Consider the following 18694-nt stretch of genomic DNA (forward strand, 5'->3'; position numbering starts at 1 on the left):
TATCTATCTTTTTAATGCGAAATGGGATTTAAACTCTTTATCTTGGTTGTCTTCGTTATAATAAACGATAAACCAGTAATCTGTTGATGGTAAAGGCAAATCATTGAAGGTACCATCCCATCCTGATGAAGATGGTCGTATTTCTTTCAGTAATTTTCCAAACCTGTCAAAGATATAAATTTTTGCATTAGCTTGACCACTCAATGCTGAAATATTCCATCGGTCATGATAACCGTCTCCATTCGGAGTAAAGAATTTCGGGAAATCAATAATGGTAGCATTTATAGAAAGTACACCACATTGGTTTACATCTCTCACTTTAATGGTATGTTCTCCCGAACCTACATTGGTAAACACATTGCTGCTCTGGAACCCGCCATTGTCTAACTCGTATTCGTAATTACCCGACGGAGTCGCATTGATGGTAATGGTCTGCACCTCTGCAAAATAATTAGAGGTCGTCACCGTAATGGCCTGAGGAGGAGACGAAGTGCCTACTGTGGTATCAACCCTAAGCGATCTACATCCTGTGCTCACATTAATCGCCTGAACTCCATACGTTCCAGGGGTGGTCACCACATAAACATTTTGTGTCTCTCCGGCAATCACTACCGGTGTTCCTGTAGTAATATTATACCATATGAAATCATACGACGTATTGTCCAATCCTGCATTTAACAAATAGGTGTTCAATATCGCTCCTGTCTGACCATCCACACAAACATACCCCGGATACAATGTCGGTTTAGGCAATTCTTTTACATCAACACTAATGGCCGCTCTTGGGCTCTCACAACTTGCCGTAGTCTGACTTACATAATACGTTGTTGATCCTACTGTAGCCGTGCTTGGTATTGGCGCCGTAGCACTACCCGCACCGCCTGTAGCAGTTGTATACCATAATAAACCGGATCCTGTAGCCGTCAAGGCCACTGCCGCTGCATTCTGGCAATACGGCACAGGAGTCGTTACTGTTGGAGCCGATGGTGTTGCAGTTATAGTAACCACAATACTCGCTCTCGGACCTTCACAACCCGATACCGTCTGGCTTACATAATACGTTGTTGATCCCACTGCAGCTGTACTTGGTGTTGGTGCCGTAGCACTGCCTATACCGCCTGTAGCCACTGTGTACCATAATAAATTGGAGCCTGTAGCCGTTAAAGCCACAGCCGTAGCATTCTGGCAATATCCGATAGGAGTCGTTACTGTTGGAGCTGCCGGTGGTGCCGTTATCGTAACCACAATACTCGCTCTTGGGCTTTCACAGCCAGATACGGTTTGAGTCACATAATAGGTCGTAGATCCTGCCGTAGCCGTACTTGGGGTTGGTGCCGTAACACTGCCCGTTCCACCTGTAGCTGCCGTATACCATAACAAGGCCGTTCCTGTAGCAGTTAAAGCCGTAGCTGTAGCATTCTGGCAATACGTAACAGGAGTAGTTACCGTTGGTGCCAATGGCGTTCCGGTTACATTAACCACAATTCCAGCCCTTGGGCTTTCACAACCCGATACCGTCTGGCTTACATAATACGTTGTCGATCCTGCTGTAATAGTACCTGGCGTTGGTGCCGTAGTACTACCCGTTCCGCCCGTAGCAGCTGTATACCATAATAAACCTGTTCCTGTAGCGGTTAAAACTGCCGCTGTAGTATTTTGGCAATACGTCAAAGGAGTCGTTACTGTTGGAGCCGATGGCGTTGCAGTTATAGTAACCACAATACTCGCTCTCGGGCCTTCACAACCCGATACTGTTTGACTTACATAATGCGTTGTTGATCCCACTGTGGCTGTATTTGGGGTTGGTGCCGTAGCAGTCCCTACACCGCCTGTAGCCACTGTGTACCATAATAAACCTGTTCCTGTAGCGGTTAAAACCGAAGCCGTAGCATTCTGGCAATATCCGACAGGAGTCGTCACTGTTGGAGCCACCGGTAATGGCGTAACAACAACATCAATACTTGCTCTTGGGCTTTCACAGCTTGATACTGTTTGAGTCACATAATAAGTCGTAGTACCTGCCGTAGCCGTACTTGGGGTTGGTGCCGTAACACTGCCCGTTCCACCTGTAGCTGCCGTATACCATAACAAGGCCGTTCCTGTAGCAGTTAAAGCCGTGGCCGTAGCATTCTGGCAATACGTAACAGGAGTAGTTACTCCAGGAGCTAATGGCGTTGGAGTCACATCAACCACAATTCCCGCTCTTGCGCTTTCACAACCCGATACCGTCTGGCTTACATAATACGTTGTCGATCCTGCTGTAATAGTACCTGGCGTTGGTGCCGTAGTACTACCCGTTCCGCCCGTAGCAGCTGTATACCATAATAAACCTGTTCCCGTAGCGGTTAAAACTGCCGCTGTAGTATTCTGACAATACGTCAAAGGAGTCGTTACTGTTGGAGCCGATGGCGGAGCCGCAATATTGACAACAATACTCGCTCTCGGACCTTCACAACCCGATACCGTCTGACTTACATAATGCGTTGTTGATCCCACTGTGGCTGTATTTGGGGTTGGTGCCGTAGCAGTCCCTACACCGCCTGTAGCCACTGTATACCATAATAAACCTGTTCCTGTGGCGGTTAAAGCCGTAGCCGTAGCATTCTGGCAATATCCGATAGGAGTCGTTACTGTTGGAGCCACCGGCAATGGTGTAACAACAACATCAATACTCGCTCTTGGGCTTTCGCAGCCTGATGCGGTTTGAGTTACATAATAAGTCGTTGTTCCTGCCGTAGCCGTACTTGGGGTTGGTGCTGTAGCACTGCCCGTTCCGCCTGTAGCTGTCGTATACCATAATAAACCTGTTCCCGTAGCCGTTAAAGCCGTGGCCGTAGCATTCTGGCAATACGTTACAGGAGTAGTTACTATTGGTGCCAATGGCGTTGGAGTCACATCAACCACAATGGCTTCTCTTACACTTTCGCAACCTGAGACTGTTTGGGTCACATAATACGTTGTACTTCCTGCTATAGTCGTACTTGGCGTTGGCGCCGTAGCACTACCTGTACCACCTGTAGCCGTGGTATACCATAGCAAGGCGGTTCCTGTCGCTGTTAAAGCTCCAGCCGTAGCATTCTGACAATACGTAACAGGTGTCGTTACCGTTGGAGCCAAAGGTGACGCAGTAATGGTCACATTGGCAAATGTCTCATAAAAAGGACAACTAGCAGTTGGTTCAATTCTGTATTTAACCGAATAAGTTCCGATACCACTCGTGCTTGGCGTAACCGCTCCAGTTGTAGCATCAATAGTCAATCCCGCAGGGGTAGCCGTATAAGCACCTCCAGGGGTCAAACCAGTCAATGTAGGCAATTGAGGAGTCGATAGAGACGAACAATATGGACTGTTCGTGTACGTGAAAGTTCCAGTAGGACTCGAAACTGCATTTAAAGGGAAGCTTCTTTCGAAAGGACATCCTGTTGTGAAAAGATCCTCAACAACAACCCAGATTAGCTCCCCGGCACCAGGGCTCGGATATGAAGCCAAGCTACCATTAGGTATTATGGCTCCTGGAGCACCAGCTGCATCTACATGATAAGTAATATTATAGTCTGAAGCAGGCAATCCGTTTAACATATAGGCAGTCTGGTCTATATTAAAATTATATGGTGCCGTTCCAGTAGTACATATGGTTATAGGTAAAGGTTCTCGAAGTGGGAAAGTTTCAGGTGCAACCGTTTCAGTATCCTGAATGGTTACTACAGATCCATCACACTCAGTATATGTTACCACAGCAGTATAAACTGTGGAAGATGTAGGACAAACAGATAAAGGATTCACGTTTGTACTTCCAGGAATCGGGGCACCACCTTCCAACCACGTCAGTGTTGTATTAGAAGGTCCTGCCTGAGCAGGTGTGAAACGCCATGTTTCCCCAACTGATACTACCCAATCATCATTTGTATTTCTTCCGGGAGGAACTGTACCTAATGTTCCGGCTTGATTCATAACTCCAATAACTCCAGCACCACCCTGCCATCCACATAAGGTTCTAGTTGTAACGATAACATCTATTATATTTGATGTTTCATGTAAAACTATATAACTCGTCTGGTCATCTTGACCACAACTATAATGAGGTATCTTACTAAAAAAAACAGTAAATGTTCTATTTGGAGCAACTCCCTCAGCATAATATTTAATAAATTGAGTATCAATGTCCGCTATTCCCCAAGCCGCGCATGCATTTCCCGGAGGAACATCTGCGCAAATTCTTTTGTATTCTGTATCTTGGTAAACCCCATAAATTGCGTTTGCAGTGTGAAATCCTGGGGATGGCAGATTTTGATTGAAATTCCAATCGCAATAACCTGGTGCGTTTAGTACCAAAGGCACTTCAACACCACCGGGAATTCCTCCTGGAATACTGGGATTAATATTAAAACTAACCACTCCGTTCGTACCAATCATGAGGTGGTCGTATTTTTGACCATAAAAACAAAATGAAAAAGGAAGCGATACAACGGGTCCCCAAATATCATCTTCATGATTTGAATCATCAACAACTAAATTAGTTCCTGGATTGGTAAATCCTGGCATAACATAAGGAATGGAAGCCACAGTGTAAGTCCCGGTTGGCTGAGTACTGGTAAAATTAGCCTGCAAATCAGTACAATAACCCGGATTACACACCGGCAAAGGAGTATCTATCGACACTGTTAAATTTTGTGCTTTAACGCCAAAACACCACAGGGTTAACAGTATAAGAAGTATTTTTTTTCTCATTTTTATTTTCGGTTAGGTTTAAAAACGCCGAAATTTACATAAATTTAAGAATACTTTAATATTAATTTAGTTGTTTTTTTAAATTTTAACAAAATACGAATTATTTAAAATTACTATTTTATTACTAACAATCCTTAACGTAAAGAGATAAAAAAAGTCATTATGTTAAAATAAAACCTGATTTTTTAAGAAAATACATCCATTTTTAAACTATCATTTTTCACTATCAAATTTAATAAAAACGCATCATTATCAGCTAATTATTGCGAATAATCTTTTTAAATATTTTTGATTTGACAATTTAAAAGTAAATTCACATTTACTTGTTTCTAAATTTACCCTAAGACATTTTTACATATACATTAGCAAACTACCTTTTCATTCCTCTTATTAATTAAAATTTATCAATTATTATTATTTATATTTGCAGTAATTCTATAATTTAGCACTAAAACCTTATTTAATGGCTCATAACGACGATTTTCAAGACGAAATTGGAAACAATCATATCGCAACAAATGCAAAAAATCCTTTACGTAAAGATGCTTTTGATTTATCAGATGAAAAGAAAATAGAATCTATAAAAAAAGATGTTGAAAGCATTTTGACAACACTTGGTATGGACTTAACTGACGATAGTTTGAGCGGCACGCCTAATCGTGTAGCAAAAATGTTTGTCAAAGAGATTTTTGGAGGATTAAGTCCTCTTAAAAAACCAAAAAATTCAACTTTTGCCAATAACTATAAGTATGGTGAAATGCTGGTAGAAAAAAACATTACCGTTTACTCTACCTGCGAGCACCATCTTTTACCAATTGTTGGCCGGGCTCATGTCGCTTATATTTCTAACGGAACAGTAATTGGTTTATCTAAAATGAACCGTATCGTAGATTATTACGCTAAAAGACCTCAAGTACAAGAGCGTTTAACGATGCAAATTGTTCAGGAACTTCAAATTGCTTTAGGTACAGATGATGTAGCGTGTGTAATTGATGCCAAACATCTTTGTGTTAATTCTCGCGGAATAAAAGATATTGAAAGCAGTACCGTAACTTCAGAATTTGGAGGGAAATTTAAAGACGAACATACCCGCAGAGAATTCCTTGACTATATCAAATTAGATACAAAATTTTAATTTAAGCAGTGAATAGCCTCTCGTCTTTTGGGACGAGACAGGAATAGCTTCAAAAAATAACAAGATGCCATTATATAAAAATCAAAACATAAAAATATACAATTCTCTTTCTGGAGAAAAAGAAGAATTCACGCCAATTCATGAAGGAAATGTGGGAATGTATGTTTGCGGACCTACTGTTTACAGCAATGTGCATTTAGGAAACGTGCGTACTTTTATGTCTTTTGATTTAATTTACAGGTATTTTTTACATTTAAATTACAAGGTTCGCTATGTCCGAAATATTACTGACGTAGGCCATATGGTCGATGATGTAGATGAAGGCGAGGACAAAATTGCCAAAAAAGCCAGGCTTGAAAAAATAGAACCTATGGAAATCGTACAACGGTATACGGTTGATTTTCATGAAATCTTACAAGAATTTAATTTTCTTCCGCCAAGTATCGAACCTACTGCAACTGGTCATATTATCGAGCAAATTGAAATTGTCAAACAAATTTTAGACAAAGGAATTGCTTACGAAGCCAATGGTTCAGTATATTTTGATGTGGTTAAGTTTAACGAAACCAATCATTACGGAATATTAAGCGGTCGTAATATTGAAGATATGCTGACTAATACCCGTGATCTTGACGGACAGTCAGACAAAAGAAATCCGCAGGATTTTGCCCTTTGGAAAAAAGCAGAACCGGAACATATTATGCGCTGGCCTTCTCCTTGGGGAGATGGTTTTCCAGGCTGGCATTTAGAATGTACAGCAATGAGTACCAAATATTTGGGTTATAAATTTGACATTCATGGTGGTGGAATGGACTTAAAATTCCCACATCACGAGTGCGAAATCGCTCAAAACGAAGCGTGTACCGGTAATACACCTGTTAATTATTGGATGCATGCCAATATGCTGACATTAAACGGCAAGAAAATGGCCAAGTCTACGGGAAACAATATCTTACCTCGTGAAATCATGACAGGTAAGAGTGAATTTTTAAGCAAGCCGTTTTCACCAAGTGTTGCCAGATTTTTTATGTTGCAGGCACATTACAGAAGTATTTTAGATTTTTCTGATGATGCTATCATTGCTGCTGAAAAAGGACATATCCGCTTGATGGAAGCGATGAGTAAAATTGGTGAAATTCAGGCAGAGACAGCATCAACGCTGGATATTCAGGCATGGAAAAAATTGTGTTACGACGCGATGAATGATGATTTTAACAGTCCGATTTTAATTTCTCATCTCTTTGAAGGTGTTCGTTATATTAATTTATTAACTGATAAATCAGCCTCATTAAACAGTAGCGATTTAAAAGATTTTACCCAAACAATGAATGCTTTTGTGTTTGATGTTTTGGCATTACAAAACGAAGCTGTTTCAGGTAGTACATTTGAAAAACTAGAAGGTGTTGTTCATCTGTTAATCAACATGAGAAATGAGGCGCGGGCTAATAAAAACTGGCAACTATCTGATGACATTCGTGATCAGTTATTAGCCATTGGAATACAATTAAAAGACGGAAAAGAAGGTACAACATTTTCAATCTAAAAAATTGAGTTTAAAAAAGATTCTCATATGGCCGTTTGTATTGTTGGTGAGGTTTTATCAAATAGTCCTTTCACCTATAATGCCTGCTGCTTGCAGATATACCCCGACTTGCTCACAATACACAATTGAGGCCTTGCAAAAACACGGACTGGTATATGGAGGATTTTTAGGCGCCAAAAGAATTTTAAGTTGTCATCCATGGGGTAAAAGCGGATACGATCCCGTACCATAATACTAATTCTAAGAAAAAAATTATATAAAACAAATGACACATTTTTTAAGCATTATTTGGAATCCTTCTGAAGGAATACAAATAGGTTCTTTTACACTTCATTTTTATAGTTTAATGTTTGTCGTAGCCTTTACTCTGGGCTGGGCTTTAATGAAGCCTATTTTCAAAAGAGAAGGCGAACCGATAGAAAAACTGGATAGTTTATTTATTTATATGGTTATATCTATTTTGGCAGGAGCCAGATTAGGCCATGTAATTTTTTATCAGCCGGAACTTTTTCTTCAAGACCCTTTAAGTGTCTTTTTACCGTTTAGATTCAATCCTGAGTTTAAATTTACAGGATTTCAAGGATTAGCCAGTCATGGTGCCGCAATATTAGTTATCGTAGCGATGTATTTTTATAAAACTAAAATACTTAAAAGATCTTATTTATGGATTTTAGACAGAGTTGTGATTCCTGTTGCCAGTGGTGCAATTTTTGTGCGTTTAGGTAATTTTTTCAATTCCGAAATTTATGGCCCTGTAACATCAGGAGACCATTTTTATGCTGTCAAATTCGTTAGAGAAGATGATTTCTGGGCCGATAAAAACATATTGCAGATTACTCAGACAAATAATGAAAATCAAGCTTTTAAACTCATTGAAACTGACCCAAATCATTTAGAAATTTTCAACCAAATACCTTTTAGACATCCTGCACAGCTTTATGAAGCTTTTGGTTATGTTTTTGTATTTGCTTTGTTATTCTTTTTATATTGGAAAACCAATGCTCGTTTAAAGGAAGGCTATATTTTCGGGATGTTCTTAGTTACTTTATTTTCTATACGAATCCTTGTGGAATCTGTTAAAGAAAGCCAAGGTGGTTTCGAGAACGTTTTAGGATTATTAACAACCGGACAATGGTTAAGTATTCCTTTTGTTCTGGCTGGTTTATATTTTATTTTCAGAGCCAAAAAGGTTGTTAATTAAAATTCAAACTTAACACTATAAAAAAAACCATTCGCCAAACGAATGGTTTTTTTATATAATTTATAAGAGATAATTATTCTCCGGCTTTTTCTTCAGGTTTTGGCTTTGGAGTTACAACTGGTGTTGTTTCAACTGGAACACTTCCTTCAACTGATTCTGTTTCGGTACTTATTACAGAAGAAGAACGGGCAGATTTAGGGAAAGCATCGTATCTTTTTTCGATTTTATCCCAATTAATAACACTAAAAAATGTATTTACGTATTCTCTTTTTCTATTTTGAAATTTCAAGTAATAAGCATGTTCCCATAAATCCAAATTCATGATAGGAACACTTGTAATCCCTAAATTTTTCATTAAAGGATTATCATTATTTGCAGTATTTACAATTTTCAATTTTCCTGTCTTGTCAGAAACCAGCCAAGTCCAGCCAGCTCCTACAAATCGCAATGATGTCTCGGTAAATTGATTTCTAAATTCTTCAAAAGAGCCAAAATCTTTATTAATTGATTCCAGCAAAGCTCCCTCAGGTTCTTTACCACTGCCAGGCCCAATACCTTCAAAAAAGAAGTTATGGTTGTAAACTGCTCCTGCATTATTCCTAACAACTGCATCGGATGCATTTAGATTTTTTAATATTGCATCCAGTTCTAATATCTCATATTTTGTCCCAACAATTGATTTGTTCAAACTGTTTACGTAACCTAAAAGATGTTTTGAGTAATGAATCTCGGTAGTTAAGGCATCAAAATTTGGCTCTAATGCATTGTAACCGTATGGTAATTCAATGATAGGAAATACGCCTTCAGCTGCTTTTACATCAGTAGGCTTCCCTCCTTTTTGCTTCACAGCCACAATAGGAGTTGCAGGCACATCAACCACTTCATGAAGCGTATCTTTCTTACATGAAACCATTGCTGACAATACTACAGCGGTAATAAATAGCTGGTTAGATTTCATAAATTATTATTTAGGATTTCGTTTATTAAATCGATATAACGGCGTTTTGCTTCATTTTCGGGTATATGACTCACTTGAAGCCATGCGTTATTTTTGAAAGCATCTCTCACGTCAAGATTAGAATAATTAATACTACTTAAAGAGCCAAAAGTCGCCTGTTTGTAGTAAGCATAAATACGTAACATGACATCTTGTGGCAATGAGTCCTGTTCCATATTTGAAGCTTTCTCAAATGCTTCTTTAAATAATGTATCTAAATCTTTTTCAGGCATTATTTTACAGCAATAATGGTTTTATTTCCTAATGCTTTTTCTTTTAAACTTACATTTACTTTGGTTCCTAAAGGCAGGTACAAATCTACTCTTGAACCAAATTTTATAAATCCTGCATCCGTTCCCTGAACAACCTGAGTTCCTTCTTCAGCATAATTTACGATACGTTTTGCTAACGCACCCGCAATTTGTCTGTACATAATTTCTCCAAAAACGCTATTCTCAATAACAACTGTAGTACGTTCATTTTCGGTACTTGCTTTAGGATGCCATGCAACCAGGTATTTCCCCGGATGGTATTTGCTGTATTTCACTAATCCTGAAACAGCATAACGAGTAACATGCACATTAATAGGTGACATAAAAATAGAAACCTGTAAACGTTTGTCTTTAAAATATTCTGCTTCATACACTTCTTCAATAACCACTACATTACCATCAACAGGAGCAACGATAACATTATCGTTTTCAGCAATTGTACGGTTAGGATTTCTGAAAAATTGCAAAATCATCAGATAAAAGAACAATGCTAAAAGCTGTACTCCTAACCTTAACCAAGCAATATCAATGAATTCTCCTCCTAAGAGGATAGCTGCAACAAACAAAACGCTTGCTATTAAAATAATTTTCGATCCTTCTTTATGAAACATAAACTAAAATTTTATAAAATAAAAATAAAAATGGTGCTACAAATATAATACTGTCTAATCTATCCAACATACCGCCATGACCCGGCATAATGTTTCCACTGTCTTTGACATTTGCCATACGTTTGAACTTTGATTCTACCAAATCCCCAATAGTGCCTAAAAAACTAACACAGATTGCGGTTATAATCCAAACAAAAACGGATCGCTCAACATAAAATATGGCGATCAAAATTCCAGCTAAAACTGCAAATAGTAATCCGCCAATAAAACCTTCAATCGTTTTTTTTGGTGAAATACGCTCAAATAACTTGTTTTTTCCTATACTTTTTCCAACAACATAAGCAAAAGTATCATTCGTCCAAATCAGTATAAAGATACCAATAATTATTGAAGGAATATAATTGTCCGTTAACATTGGAATTTTAGCAATAATGATAAATGGCAGAATAATATATCCGATAAGTTTAACCCATTTTGCCTGATTATCAGTTCCTGAATTCTTATTTGAAAACAGCCAAAAAATTAAGCTTATCAGTACTGCTATTGAAGCTAAAACCAATCCGAAGTCAATAAAATCATTTGAAGTTGAAAATACGGCAAACAAGACATACAATAGTGCCGAAATCAGCAAAGCCGGGGCTTTAGGCAATTGAATTAAATTACAAAATTCCCTAACGGTCTGCAGCAAACATAATCCGAAAAGCAACAGGTAAGATTCTGGGGAAAATAGTGTAGCTAACAGTAGAACTGATATAAAAACTAAACCAGACAATGAACGTATTAGAGTCTCATTCATTTTATAAATCTTCTAACAGCAATAAATACAGGTTCTTTTGGGAACTTCCATAATGTAAAAAATCTTCTTCTTTTACCTTTTCAAAGTATTTAATGGTTGTTATATTTGTAGGGTAATCAGTAGTATAGCGCTTTTTAATTTCTCTTAAACCATCGCTTTTGCTCAAAATAATCTGACTTGTTGTAGCAAGAAGTATAATACTGTCAGGTAATTCGTTTGGCTTGTTTTGTTTGATTTGATTTGATGAAAATAAAACAGAACCTTCTTCAGCAATTAGATTTTCGCAACTTGCTAAAAGAAATTTAGGATTTGCCGGTTTTTGAAAAGAAATATTATTTCCTTCAAGCATTTTAAACAATCTAGGCTCTAAACACAAAGCTTCCGATTCGAACCAATCATTTTCTTCCAAGATATTTTCAAATTGCTCATTTAACTCAGCTAAATTTTCACAATATAAAAACTTACCTCCGTTTTTCTTGAAATTATGAGTAAACTGTTCATCAACGGGAAGTTGGGAATGCAAATCATGAAACGGATTGTATTCGCTTTCGCTAGCATCGTTTGACGCATCGCTACTTGAACCAAATATTTTTTTGAAAATACTCATATACAGTAGTAAACTAAGGGTAATTACTCTTTACCTATCAAAGGTAAAAAAATCTTAACCTAAATTGTCATTCAGATTAAGATTTTTACGTATTTTATTAACTAAGTTTTAAACAATTTCAGCTGGAGAAACTTGGTCAAACGGACGTTTACCAAAGATTGTTTCCAAATCATCCTTAAAAATAACTTCTTTTTCAATTAAGATGTCAGCCAGTTTATTTAGCTTGTCTTTGTTTTCATTCAAAATCTTAATCGCTCTTTGATACTGTGACTCAATTAAGATTGAAATTTCCTGATCAATTGTTCTGGCAGTTTCTTCAGAATATGGTTTTGAAAAATTATAGTCAGTTTGCCCTGATGAATCGTAATAAGTAACATTTCCAAGCTTGTCATTTAAACCGTAAACGGTAACCATTGCACGGGCCTGTTTTGTAACTTTTTCCAAATCACTCAATGCTCCTGTCGAAATGTTATCAAAAATAACTTTCTCCGCAGCACGACCACCCATAGTGGCGCACATCTCGTCCAGCATTTGATTAGGACGAACAATTTGGCGTTCTTCCGGCAAATACCAAGCAGCTCCTAAACTTTGTCCACGAGGCACAATAGTTACTTTAATAAGCGGTGCAGCATGTTCCAGCATCCAGCTCACAGTGGCGTGTCCGGCTTCGTGTATCGCAATTGCTTTCTTTTCTTCCGGAGTGATAATTTTATTTTTCTTCTCTAATCCGCCTACAATCCTGTCAACTGCATCAAGAAAATCTTGTTTATCAACTGCTTCTTTGTTATTTCTGGCAGCAATTAAAGCTGCTTCATTGCAAACATTAGCAATATCAGCTCCCGAAAATCCCGGTGTTTGTTTCGCAAGGAAATCAGTATCCAGATTTTCTACTTTTTTAAGCGGCGCCAAATGCACTTCAAATATTGCCTTACGCTCTCTAATGTCCGGTAAATCAACATAAATCTGACGATCAAAACGACCAGCTCTCATTAATGCCTTATCCAGTACATCTGCTCTGTTTGTGGCTGCAAGAACAATAACATTTGAGTTTGTACCAAAACCATCCATCTCGGTCAGCAATTGATTCAGCGTATTTTCACGTTCATCGTTTGATCCTGAAAAATTGTTTTTCCCACGAGCACGACCAACAGCATCAATTTCATCAATAAAAATAATGGCTGGTGATTTTTCTTTTGCCTGCTTAAACAAATCTCGAACGCGTGATGCTCCTACTCCAACAAACATTTCAACAAAATCAGAACCTGAAAGGGAAAAGAAAGGTACTTGTGCTTCTCCTGCAACAGCTTTAGCCAATAATGTTTTTCCTGTTCCCGGAGGTCCTACAAGTAAAGCCCCTTTAGGAATTTTACCACCAAGATTGGTATATTTTTGTGGGTTTTTAAGAAACTCAACAATTTCCTGAATCTCTTCTTTTGCTCCTTCAAGACCGGCAACATCTTTAAACGTTGTTTTTACATCCGTTTTTTCATCAAAGAGTTTGGCTTTCGATTTTCCAATACTGAAAATCTGTCCGCCTCCGCCTCCACTGCCGCTTGACATGCGTCGCATCATAAAGAACCAGAATCCTAATAAAAGGATAATAGGAAGAAACCCTATTAAATCCGTCCAGTCACTTGATGTTTTATAATCGTAAGAAACGAGCTTTTTATTCTTTTTTGCTTCGTCCAATTTATTTTGAAAAATCTCGTCATTACCAATTTCCAAAGTATAGTGAGGCCCTGCATTAGGGTTACGCAATAAATCTTCTTTAGGAACGTCTTTGTGGGATTTTAACTTTAAGGCTTCTTTTCTCAAGAAAACTTCTGCTGTTTTTTTATTATAAACAACAACTTTTTCAACCTGATTTGAATCCAAGTATTCGTAAAATTTAGACACGGTAGTTTTTGTTGGTTCAACCCAACGGGATTGCCCCGAAATCCACATTGCTAAGAAGATTGCTGCAATAACCCCGTAAATCCACCACGGATTAAATTTAAAATTATTTTGTTTGGTCTCTTGTGACATAGATACTTTATTTAATATTTGTTTTCAATAGATGTGATTTTTGCATCACCCCAAAGACTTTCAATGTTATAATATTCACGAATATGTTTTTGAAAAACATGCACAACAATATGAACATAATCCATTAAAACCCAATCTGCAACATCTGATCCTTCCACATGCCAAGGTTTGTCTTTAAGTTCTTTTGAAACTACTTTTTGAACTGAATTTACAATTGCGTTTACTTGAGTATTTGAATTTCCATTACAAATTACAAAATAGTCGCATACTGTATTCTCCAATTCTCTTAAATCCAGAATATCTATATCGTTACCTTTTACTTCTTCAATTCCTTTTATGATATTTGCTAACAAAATATCATTACTTATTGCTTTTTTCGCCATTTATTTCTTAAAAAATATTTTTTACAAAGTTATTGTTTTTTGTCTTTATTTTGAAGATAAAATTAAGATACTTCTATATAGTTTCAAAATCCGACACATGAAAGTAATCAAACTCGATGCCATAGATTCTACCAATGATTTTTTGAAAGGTTTGTCACAAACTCAAAACATGGAAAACTTCACTATCGTGACTGCCAATTCACAGACAAAAGGCAAAGGGCAAATGGGATCTTCATGGCAAACAGAAAGAGGCAAAAATCTAATAACCAGCATTTTAATACGTGACACCTTAACTTCTATTGAAGGTATTTTTGTTTTAAATATTGCAGTAGCTTTAGCTATTATTGGGGCTTTAAAAAAATATAAAATTCCACATTTATTTATCAAATGGCCTAACGACATTATGGCAGAAAATAAAAAAATTGCTGGCATACTGATTGAAAACAGCATCAAAGAAAATGGCAGAATCGATTCAATTGTCGGAATCGGGTTAAATGTAAACCAGACAAATTTCGAAAATCTGCCAAAAGCCTCCTCTTTAAAAAACCATATGAATCTGGATTTTGACATTGAAAGCCTTCTTGAAAGTATTGTCAGTGAAATTCAAACCAATGTTGAAAAAATCAGGAATAACGAAACCGAATTTTTATGGAAAAAATACACCGCAAATTTATTCCGAAAAGATAGTCCAACTGTTTTCGAAGATCAAAATTCAATTAAATTTATGGGGCTTATTCAAAGGGTTAATTCGGATGGGAAGCTCGAGATTCTGTTGGAAGACGACAGTGTAAAACAATTTGGAATTAAAGAAGTGACTATGATATACTAAAAAACCTTCCTGATTTCTCAAGAAGGTTTCATTATTTTATAAACTATGGACTGTTTACAATTTATGCATATTTTCAGCTAAAGTCTCAATAAATTTACTGATTGGTCCTTTTATCATCATGGCCATCATCGCATTAAATTCACCATCAAAAAGCAATTGAACATCTGTAGAATCTGCTGAGTTCTCATTGATATTTGCCGTTAAAGTAAAAGGCAGTTTATCAGAAGCAGCACCAAGTATTATTTTGCTTGTCGGTACTTTTTCTTTCATTTTCAATTTGATTTCCGGCATTCCTTTTAAACCGAAAATAAAGGCATTTTCGTCAAGAACTTCAAATTTTGCAATCGTATCCGGCATTAATTTTTCAAAATTCTTAACTTGAGATAATTCGTTAAAAATATATTCTGCTGATTTTTGAACAGTAATTTTTTGACTTTCTAAATTCATTATTTTGTATAGATTATTAGATTTTTTTAAATTTTAGGTGAACTAATTGAAGATTTTAAACTTCAATATTCCATTCAGACGGGCTTTTTTTCCATTGCTGCAACAATTCCTGTTCTGCTTCGGTTATATATTCTTTGGTTACAGCCAATTCCAATAGGTTTTCATAATTGCTTAAAGTAAATAAATCTACTTTAGCTTTAGCAAAATTATCCTCCGCAACTTGGAATCCATAAGTAAAGACTGCAGCCATACCTTTGATATTGGCTCCTTCATTTCTTAAAGCCTCAACCGCAAGTAAACTACTGTTTCCGGTACTTATCAAATCCTCAACTACAACTACATTTTGTCCCTTTTGCAAAAACCCTTCCACTTGATTCAATCGCCCATGTTTTTTAGCTTCAGGCCTTACATACACAAATGGAAGCCCTAGTGACTCTGCAACAAGTATGCCAATACCAATCGCTCCAGTGGCAACACCGGCAATAACATCGGGTTTTCCAAATTGCTTTTCGATATTTTTGGCAAATTCATCACGAATGTAATTCCTAATCGCAGGAAATGAAAGAATTATCCTATTATCACAATAAATGGGAGACTTCCAACCGGATGCCCATGTAAAAGGATTTTTAGAATTCAATTTAATTGCATTTATTTGTAAAAGCAATTCGGCAGTTTGACTAGCTGTATCTTTATTAAAAATCATAGTACAAATGTATAAAGTTTTTGTGAACGACAAGCCACTTTTCCTTACAAATGAAATCAAAAAAGAAACTGATTTCAAATTTTTCTTATTGGAAAGTGCCGATATCAAACAGTTAATAATTAATTTCTTTCAGAATAAAATTCAGAAGGCCTACCTGTATCATCCTGATGAGAAAGAGATTATGAAGACCCTAAAAGCCAAAATCCCTGTTAGCAAAGCCGGTGGTGGATTAGTATACAACAAAAAAGGAGAGGTCCTTTTTATTTTTAGAAACGGAAAATGGGATTTACCAAAAGGCGGGACCGAAAAAGGAGAAGAAATCGAAGACACAGCCATAAGAGAAGTTGAAGAAGAAACCGGCGTAAATAAACTCACAATCACGGATAAATTACAAAAAACCTACCATGTTTTTAAGCGAAATGGAGTTTATAAACTAAAAGTGACACATTGGTTTGAAATGCATACTAAATTTGAAGGAACCCCAACAGGTCAGATTGAAGAAGGAATTGAAAAAGTAGCCTGGCTGAATCCTGAACAAGTTACAGAAGCGCTCAAAAACTCGTATGAGAACATAAAATTATTATTCCAAGAAGAAAAACTCCAAAAATAGGAGTTTTTTTTATTTTGTAATTCGATACACCGGATATTGCAAATGTGCTTTTTCGTAATAGGGTGAGTTTTTATACACCCAATCCAATTGCGCAGAAGGATTGTCTGCAAAAGCCTTGTCTGATTTTTTCTTTTCTTCAAATTCAGCTTTGATTACTGGATTTTCAGATAAAAATTTAGCTGCTAAATCCTCAAAAACATAATCTGAGTACCCTTCCTTTTGCTGTAGAATCGTATCGAAGAAATTCCAATTAAAAAAAGAATCAACTGCTTCCGGTTCGAGAGTTTCAACTATATATTTCACTGCGTTTTGTGACGTTGAAAACACATAATCACCTTTGAAGAACTGTACTTTTTTAACTGATTTTGAAACTTTTGTATTTCTATGCAGATAATGCCCTTCATAAGCCGTTGCTCCTGTCTTGAAATCTTCGATTCTATATGTTTCGACTTCCATTACACTGTCTTTTTTCAAAACAGTAAATTTACAGCCATTCCATTTTAGCAAATCAATTACTTCCCACTGTGCTTTCGGAATAATATACGCTTCGGGAATTACAATTTCTTTAGTTGGCTTATAACCAGAATAAAAATTAATTGGCTTATTGTATGGTTTGGTTTCGTTATAAAACAAACGGCTTCCGGTAGTAACATCACTTTCTTTGTAACCTCCTTCATAACCCAGAAAATTCATTTTAGTAACTTTTGTTGAATCCAATTCCCATTCGATAGGATATTTAGAATTCGTTTTAAATTGACCGGCATTTTTTTCTTTTATGCTTTTTATTGTTTTTACATTTTCATCAACGTATTTCAAGGTGCTTACCATAAATTCATACGTAGCATAAACTCTTTTTGAATACTCTTTCAGCATATGTGTTTCGACCACATACCCCATAGAATTAAAAAGTGAAGTATATCCTGTTGCATATCTTGGTGAATCGACAAATTGCGGAAATCCTTTTTCAGGTGTTCCGTCCCAAACATTAACGTAAGGTGTTGATTCTATTTTTTTGTTTTTTAAATCGGCTACAATTTCAGGAGTCATTTTTTCATTCATGAAATTCCCTAATTCGGTTCCCAGTTTATTATGCTGTGTTTGAATATAAGTCAATGAATACTGATAATCGGCTCCATTGCTGACATGATTGTCAATAAAAACATCCGGATTAAGTTTGTGGAAAATTTCAACAAAACTTCTCGTATTTCGGGTATCTGCTTTTATAAAATCCCTGTTCAGATCGAAATTTCTGCCGTTTCCGCGGAAACCATAATCTTCAGGTCCGTTTTGATTGACACGGGATGTTGAATTTCTGTTTAAAGCTCCATCAATATTATAAACAGGAATGGTTACAATTACAGTATTCTTAGGAATTTTTATTTTGGCTGTAGCCAAATCGCGAAAGAACATCATAGTGGCATCAATACCATCCGGTTCTCCGGCATGAATACCATTATTGATTAAAATAATTGCCTTGTTTTTTTGAATAACACTAAAATCAAAGTTTTTATCCGGATTGAAAGTCACCATATGCAATGGTTCTCCGCTATCTGTAAGTCCCATTTGCTCTATTTTTATGGACTGGAAGTTTTTCGCAAGCATTTTATAATATGAAATTGCTTCTTTATAAACGGCAGATTGATTGCCATTTCCTTTTTCGAAAAAAGTAGCGTATTTAGCATTGGTTTGTGCCAAAACAGTAATAGAAAGGAATGAAAATAAAAAAGTAAAAAATTTCATAATAAAAGAGTTGAAAAAATAGCATTCAAATATAATTATTTTAAAACTGAGTGCCTGTTTTGAAATT

The 18694-nt window shown here is 36.6% G+C and carries 17 protein-coding genes; 6 read left to right on the forward strand and 11 right to left on the reverse strand.

Going from position 1 to position 18694, the window contains the following annotated elements; genetic code table 11:
• Positions 1–3: 3 nt before the first annotated feature.
• Complete coding sequence (locus ACRDEC_RS05275) at positions 4–4728, reverse strand: T9SS type B sorting domain-containing protein (protein WP_431497284.1); 4725 nt, start codon at positions 4726–4728, stop codon at positions 4–6.
• Between the two features lie 463 nt (positions 4729–5191).
• Between ACRDEC_RS05275 and folE the strand changes: the two genes are divergently transcribed.
• The 4 genes from folE to lgt all read left to right on the forward strand — a co-directional run bounded on the left by folE (position 5192) and on the right by lgt (position 8607).
• A complete protein-coding gene (gene folE, locus ACRDEC_RS05280) occupies positions 5192–5863 on the forward strand; it encodes a GTP cyclohydrolase I FolE (RefSeq protein ID WP_431497285.1) in 672 nt (223 codons plus the stop codon).
• Positions 5864–5927: 64 nt separating this feature from the next.
• Complete coding sequence (gene cysS / locus ACRDEC_RS05285; protein WP_431497286.1) at positions 5928–7406, forward strand: cysteine--tRNA ligase; 1479 nt, start codon at positions 5928–5930, stop codon at positions 7404–7406.
• 4 nt (positions 7407–7410) lie between these two features.
• Complete coding sequence (gene yidD / locus ACRDEC_RS05290) at positions 7411–7638, forward strand: membrane protein insertion efficiency factor YidD (protein WP_431497287.1); 228 nt, start codon at positions 7411–7413, stop codon at positions 7636–7638.
• 33 nt (positions 7639–7671) lie between these two features.
• Positions 7672–8607 carry a prolipoprotein diacylglyceryl transferase gene (lgt, locus tag ACRDEC_RS05295; RefSeq protein WP_431497288.1) on the forward strand — a complete coding sequence of 312 codons (936 nt, stop codon included), beginning with the start codon at positions 7672–7674 and terminating at the stop codon, positions 8605–8607.
• Positions 8608–8680: 73 nt separating this feature from the next.
• On the opposite strand, the gene ACRDEC_RS05300 is transcribed toward lgt, so the two are convergent.
• The 7 genes from ACRDEC_RS05300 to rsfS all read right to left on the reverse strand — a co-directional run bounded on the left by ACRDEC_RS05300 (position 8681) and on the right by rsfS (position 14298).
• Complete coding sequence (locus ACRDEC_RS05300) at positions 8681–9565, reverse strand: superoxide dismutase (RefSeq protein ID WP_431497289.1); 885 nt, start codon at positions 9563–9565, stop codon at positions 8681–8683.
• Positions 9562–9837, reverse strand: coding sequence for an acyl-CoA-binding protein (locus tag ACRDEC_RS05305; RefSeq protein WP_431497290.1), 276 nt, complete (start codon positions 9835–9837; stop codon positions 9562–9564). Before ACRDEC_RS05305 ends, ACRDEC_RS05300 begins: the two co-directional genes overlap by 4 nt.
• Entirely contained in the window at positions 9837–10487 is a 651-nt protein-coding gene (locus tag ACRDEC_RS05310; RefSeq protein WP_431497291.1) for a phosphatidylserine decarboxylase family protein, read from the reverse strand. The genes ACRDEC_RS05305 and ACRDEC_RS05310 overlap by 1 nt, the downstream gene beginning before the upstream one ends.
• Positions 10477–11283, reverse strand: a complete 807-nt coding sequence (locus tag ACRDEC_RS05315; protein ID WP_431497292.1) for a phosphatidate cytidylyltransferase — start codon at positions 11281–11283, stop codon at positions 10477–10479. The genes ACRDEC_RS05310 and ACRDEC_RS05315 overlap by 11 nt, the downstream gene beginning before the upstream one ends.
• 1 nt (position 11284) lies before the next feature.
• The gene (locus ACRDEC_RS05320) at positions 11285–11890 is read right to left on the reverse strand and encodes a lactate utilization protein B/C (protein WP_431497293.1); all 606 of its coding nucleotides are present in this window, start codon (positions 11888–11890) and stop codon (positions 11285–11287) included.
• 108 nt (positions 11891–11998) lie between these two features.
• Positions 11999–13915: an ATP-dependent zinc metalloprotease FtsH gene (gene ftsH / locus ACRDEC_RS05325; RefSeq protein ID WP_431497294.1), complete on the reverse strand. Its 1917-nt coding sequence runs from the start codon at positions 13913–13915 to the stop codon at positions 11999–12001.
• 11 nt (positions 13916–13926) lie between these two features.
• Entirely contained in the window at positions 13927–14298 is a 372-nt protein-coding gene (gene rsfS / locus ACRDEC_RS05330; RefSeq protein ID WP_135526448.1) for a ribosome silencing factor, read from the reverse strand.
• Between the two features lie 97 nt (positions 14299–14395).
• Between rsfS and ACRDEC_RS05335 the strand changes: the two genes are divergently transcribed.
• Positions 14396–15127 (forward strand): biotin--[acetyl-CoA-carboxylase] ligase, encoded by a 732-nt coding sequence (locus ACRDEC_RS05335; protein WP_431497295.1) that lies wholly within the window; start codon positions 14396–14398, stop codon positions 15125–15127.
• 54 nt (positions 15128–15181) lie between these two features.
• Here the strand turns inward: ACRDEC_RS05335 and ACRDEC_RS05340 are convergent, their stop codons facing one another.
• The gene (locus ACRDEC_RS05340) at positions 15182–15574 is read right to left on the reverse strand and encodes an SRPBCC family protein (RefSeq protein WP_431497296.1); all 393 of its coding nucleotides are present in this window, start codon (positions 15572–15574) and stop codon (positions 15182–15184) included.
• Between the two features lie 55 nt (positions 15575–15629).
• Entirely contained in the window at positions 15630–16277 is a 648-nt protein-coding gene (gene pyrE / locus ACRDEC_RS05345) for an orotate phosphoribosyltransferase (protein WP_431497297.1), read from the reverse strand.
• A 7-nt stretch (positions 16278–16284) separates the two neighbouring features.
• Here pyrE and ACRDEC_RS05350 point away from each other — a divergent pair, with 7 nt between their 5' ends.
• Positions 16285–16887 (forward strand): NUDIX hydrolase, encoded by a 603-nt coding sequence (locus ACRDEC_RS05350; protein ID WP_431497298.1) that lies wholly within the window; start codon positions 16285–16287, stop codon positions 16885–16887.
• 9 nt (positions 16888–16896) lie between these two features.
• On the opposite strand, the gene ACRDEC_RS05355 is transcribed toward ACRDEC_RS05350, so the two are convergent.
• Positions 16897–18627, reverse strand: coding sequence for a M14 family metallopeptidase (locus ACRDEC_RS05355; RefSeq protein WP_431497299.1), 1731 nt, complete (start codon positions 18625–18627; stop codon positions 16897–16899).
• Positions 18628–18694 lie beyond the last annotated feature (67 nt).

It is taken from the genome of Flavobacterium sp. (assembly GCF_050696275.1).
GTDB lineage: Bacteria > Bacteroidota > Bacteroidia > Flavobacteriales > Flavobacteriaceae > Flavobacterium.

Coding starts and splice junctions, on each gene's coding strand:
- ACRDEC_RS05275 (WP_431497284.1), bottom strand. CDS start 4,728: ATGAGAAAAAAAATACTTCTTATACTGTTAACCCTGTGGTGTTTTGGC.
- folE (WP_431497285.1), top strand. CDS start 5,192: ATGGCTCATAACGACGATTTTCAAGACGAAATTGGAAACAATCATATC.
- cysS (WP_431497286.1), top strand. CDS start 5,928: ATGCCATTATATAAAAATCAAAACATAAAAATATACAATTCTCTTTCT.
- lgt (WP_431497288.1), top strand. CDS start 7,672: ATGACACATTTTTTAAGCATTATTTGGAATCCTTCTGAAGGAATACAA.
- ACRDEC_RS05300 (WP_431497289.1), bottom strand. CDS start 9,565: ATGAAATCTAACCAGCTATTTATTACCGCTGTAGTATTGTCAGCAATG.
- ACRDEC_RS05305 (WP_431497290.1), bottom strand. CDS start 9,837: ATGCCTGAAAAAGATTTAGATACATTATTTAAAGAAGCATTTGAGAAA.
- ACRDEC_RS05310 (WP_431497291.1), bottom strand. CDS start 10,487: ATGTTTCATAAAGAAGGATCGAAAATTATTTTAATAGCAAGCGTTTTG.
- ACRDEC_RS05315 (WP_431497292.1), bottom strand. CDS start 11,283: ATGAATGAGACTCTAATACGTTCATTGTCTGGTTTAGTTTTTATATCA.
- ACRDEC_RS05320 (WP_431497293.1), bottom strand. CDS start 11,890: ATGAGTATTTTCAAAAAAATATTTGGTTCAAGTAGCGATGCGTCAAAC.
- ftsH (WP_431497294.1), bottom strand. CDS start 13,915: ATGTCACAAGAGACCAAACAAAATAATTTTAAATTTAATCCGTGGTGG.
- rsfS (WP_135526448.1), bottom strand. CDS start 14,298: ATGGCGAAAAAAGCAATAAGTAATGATATTTTGTTAGCAAATATCATA.
- ACRDEC_RS05335 (WP_431497295.1), top strand. CDS start 14,396: ATGAAAGTAATCAAACTCGATGCCATAGATTCTACCAATGATTTTTTG.
- ACRDEC_RS05340 (WP_431497296.1), bottom strand. CDS start 15,574: ATGAATTTAGAAAGTCAAAAAATTACTGTTCAAAAATCAGCAGAATAT.
- pyrE (WP_431497297.1), bottom strand. CDS start 16,277: ATGATTTTTAATAAAGATACAGCTAGTCAAACTGCCGAATTGCTTTTA.
- ACRDEC_RS05350 (WP_431497298.1), top strand. CDS start 16,285: ATGTATAAAGTTTTTGTGAACGACAAGCCACTTTTCCTTACAAATGAA.
- ACRDEC_RS05355 (WP_431497299.1), bottom strand. CDS start 18,627: ATGAAATTTTTTACTTTTTTATTTTCATTCCTTTCTATTACTGTTTTG.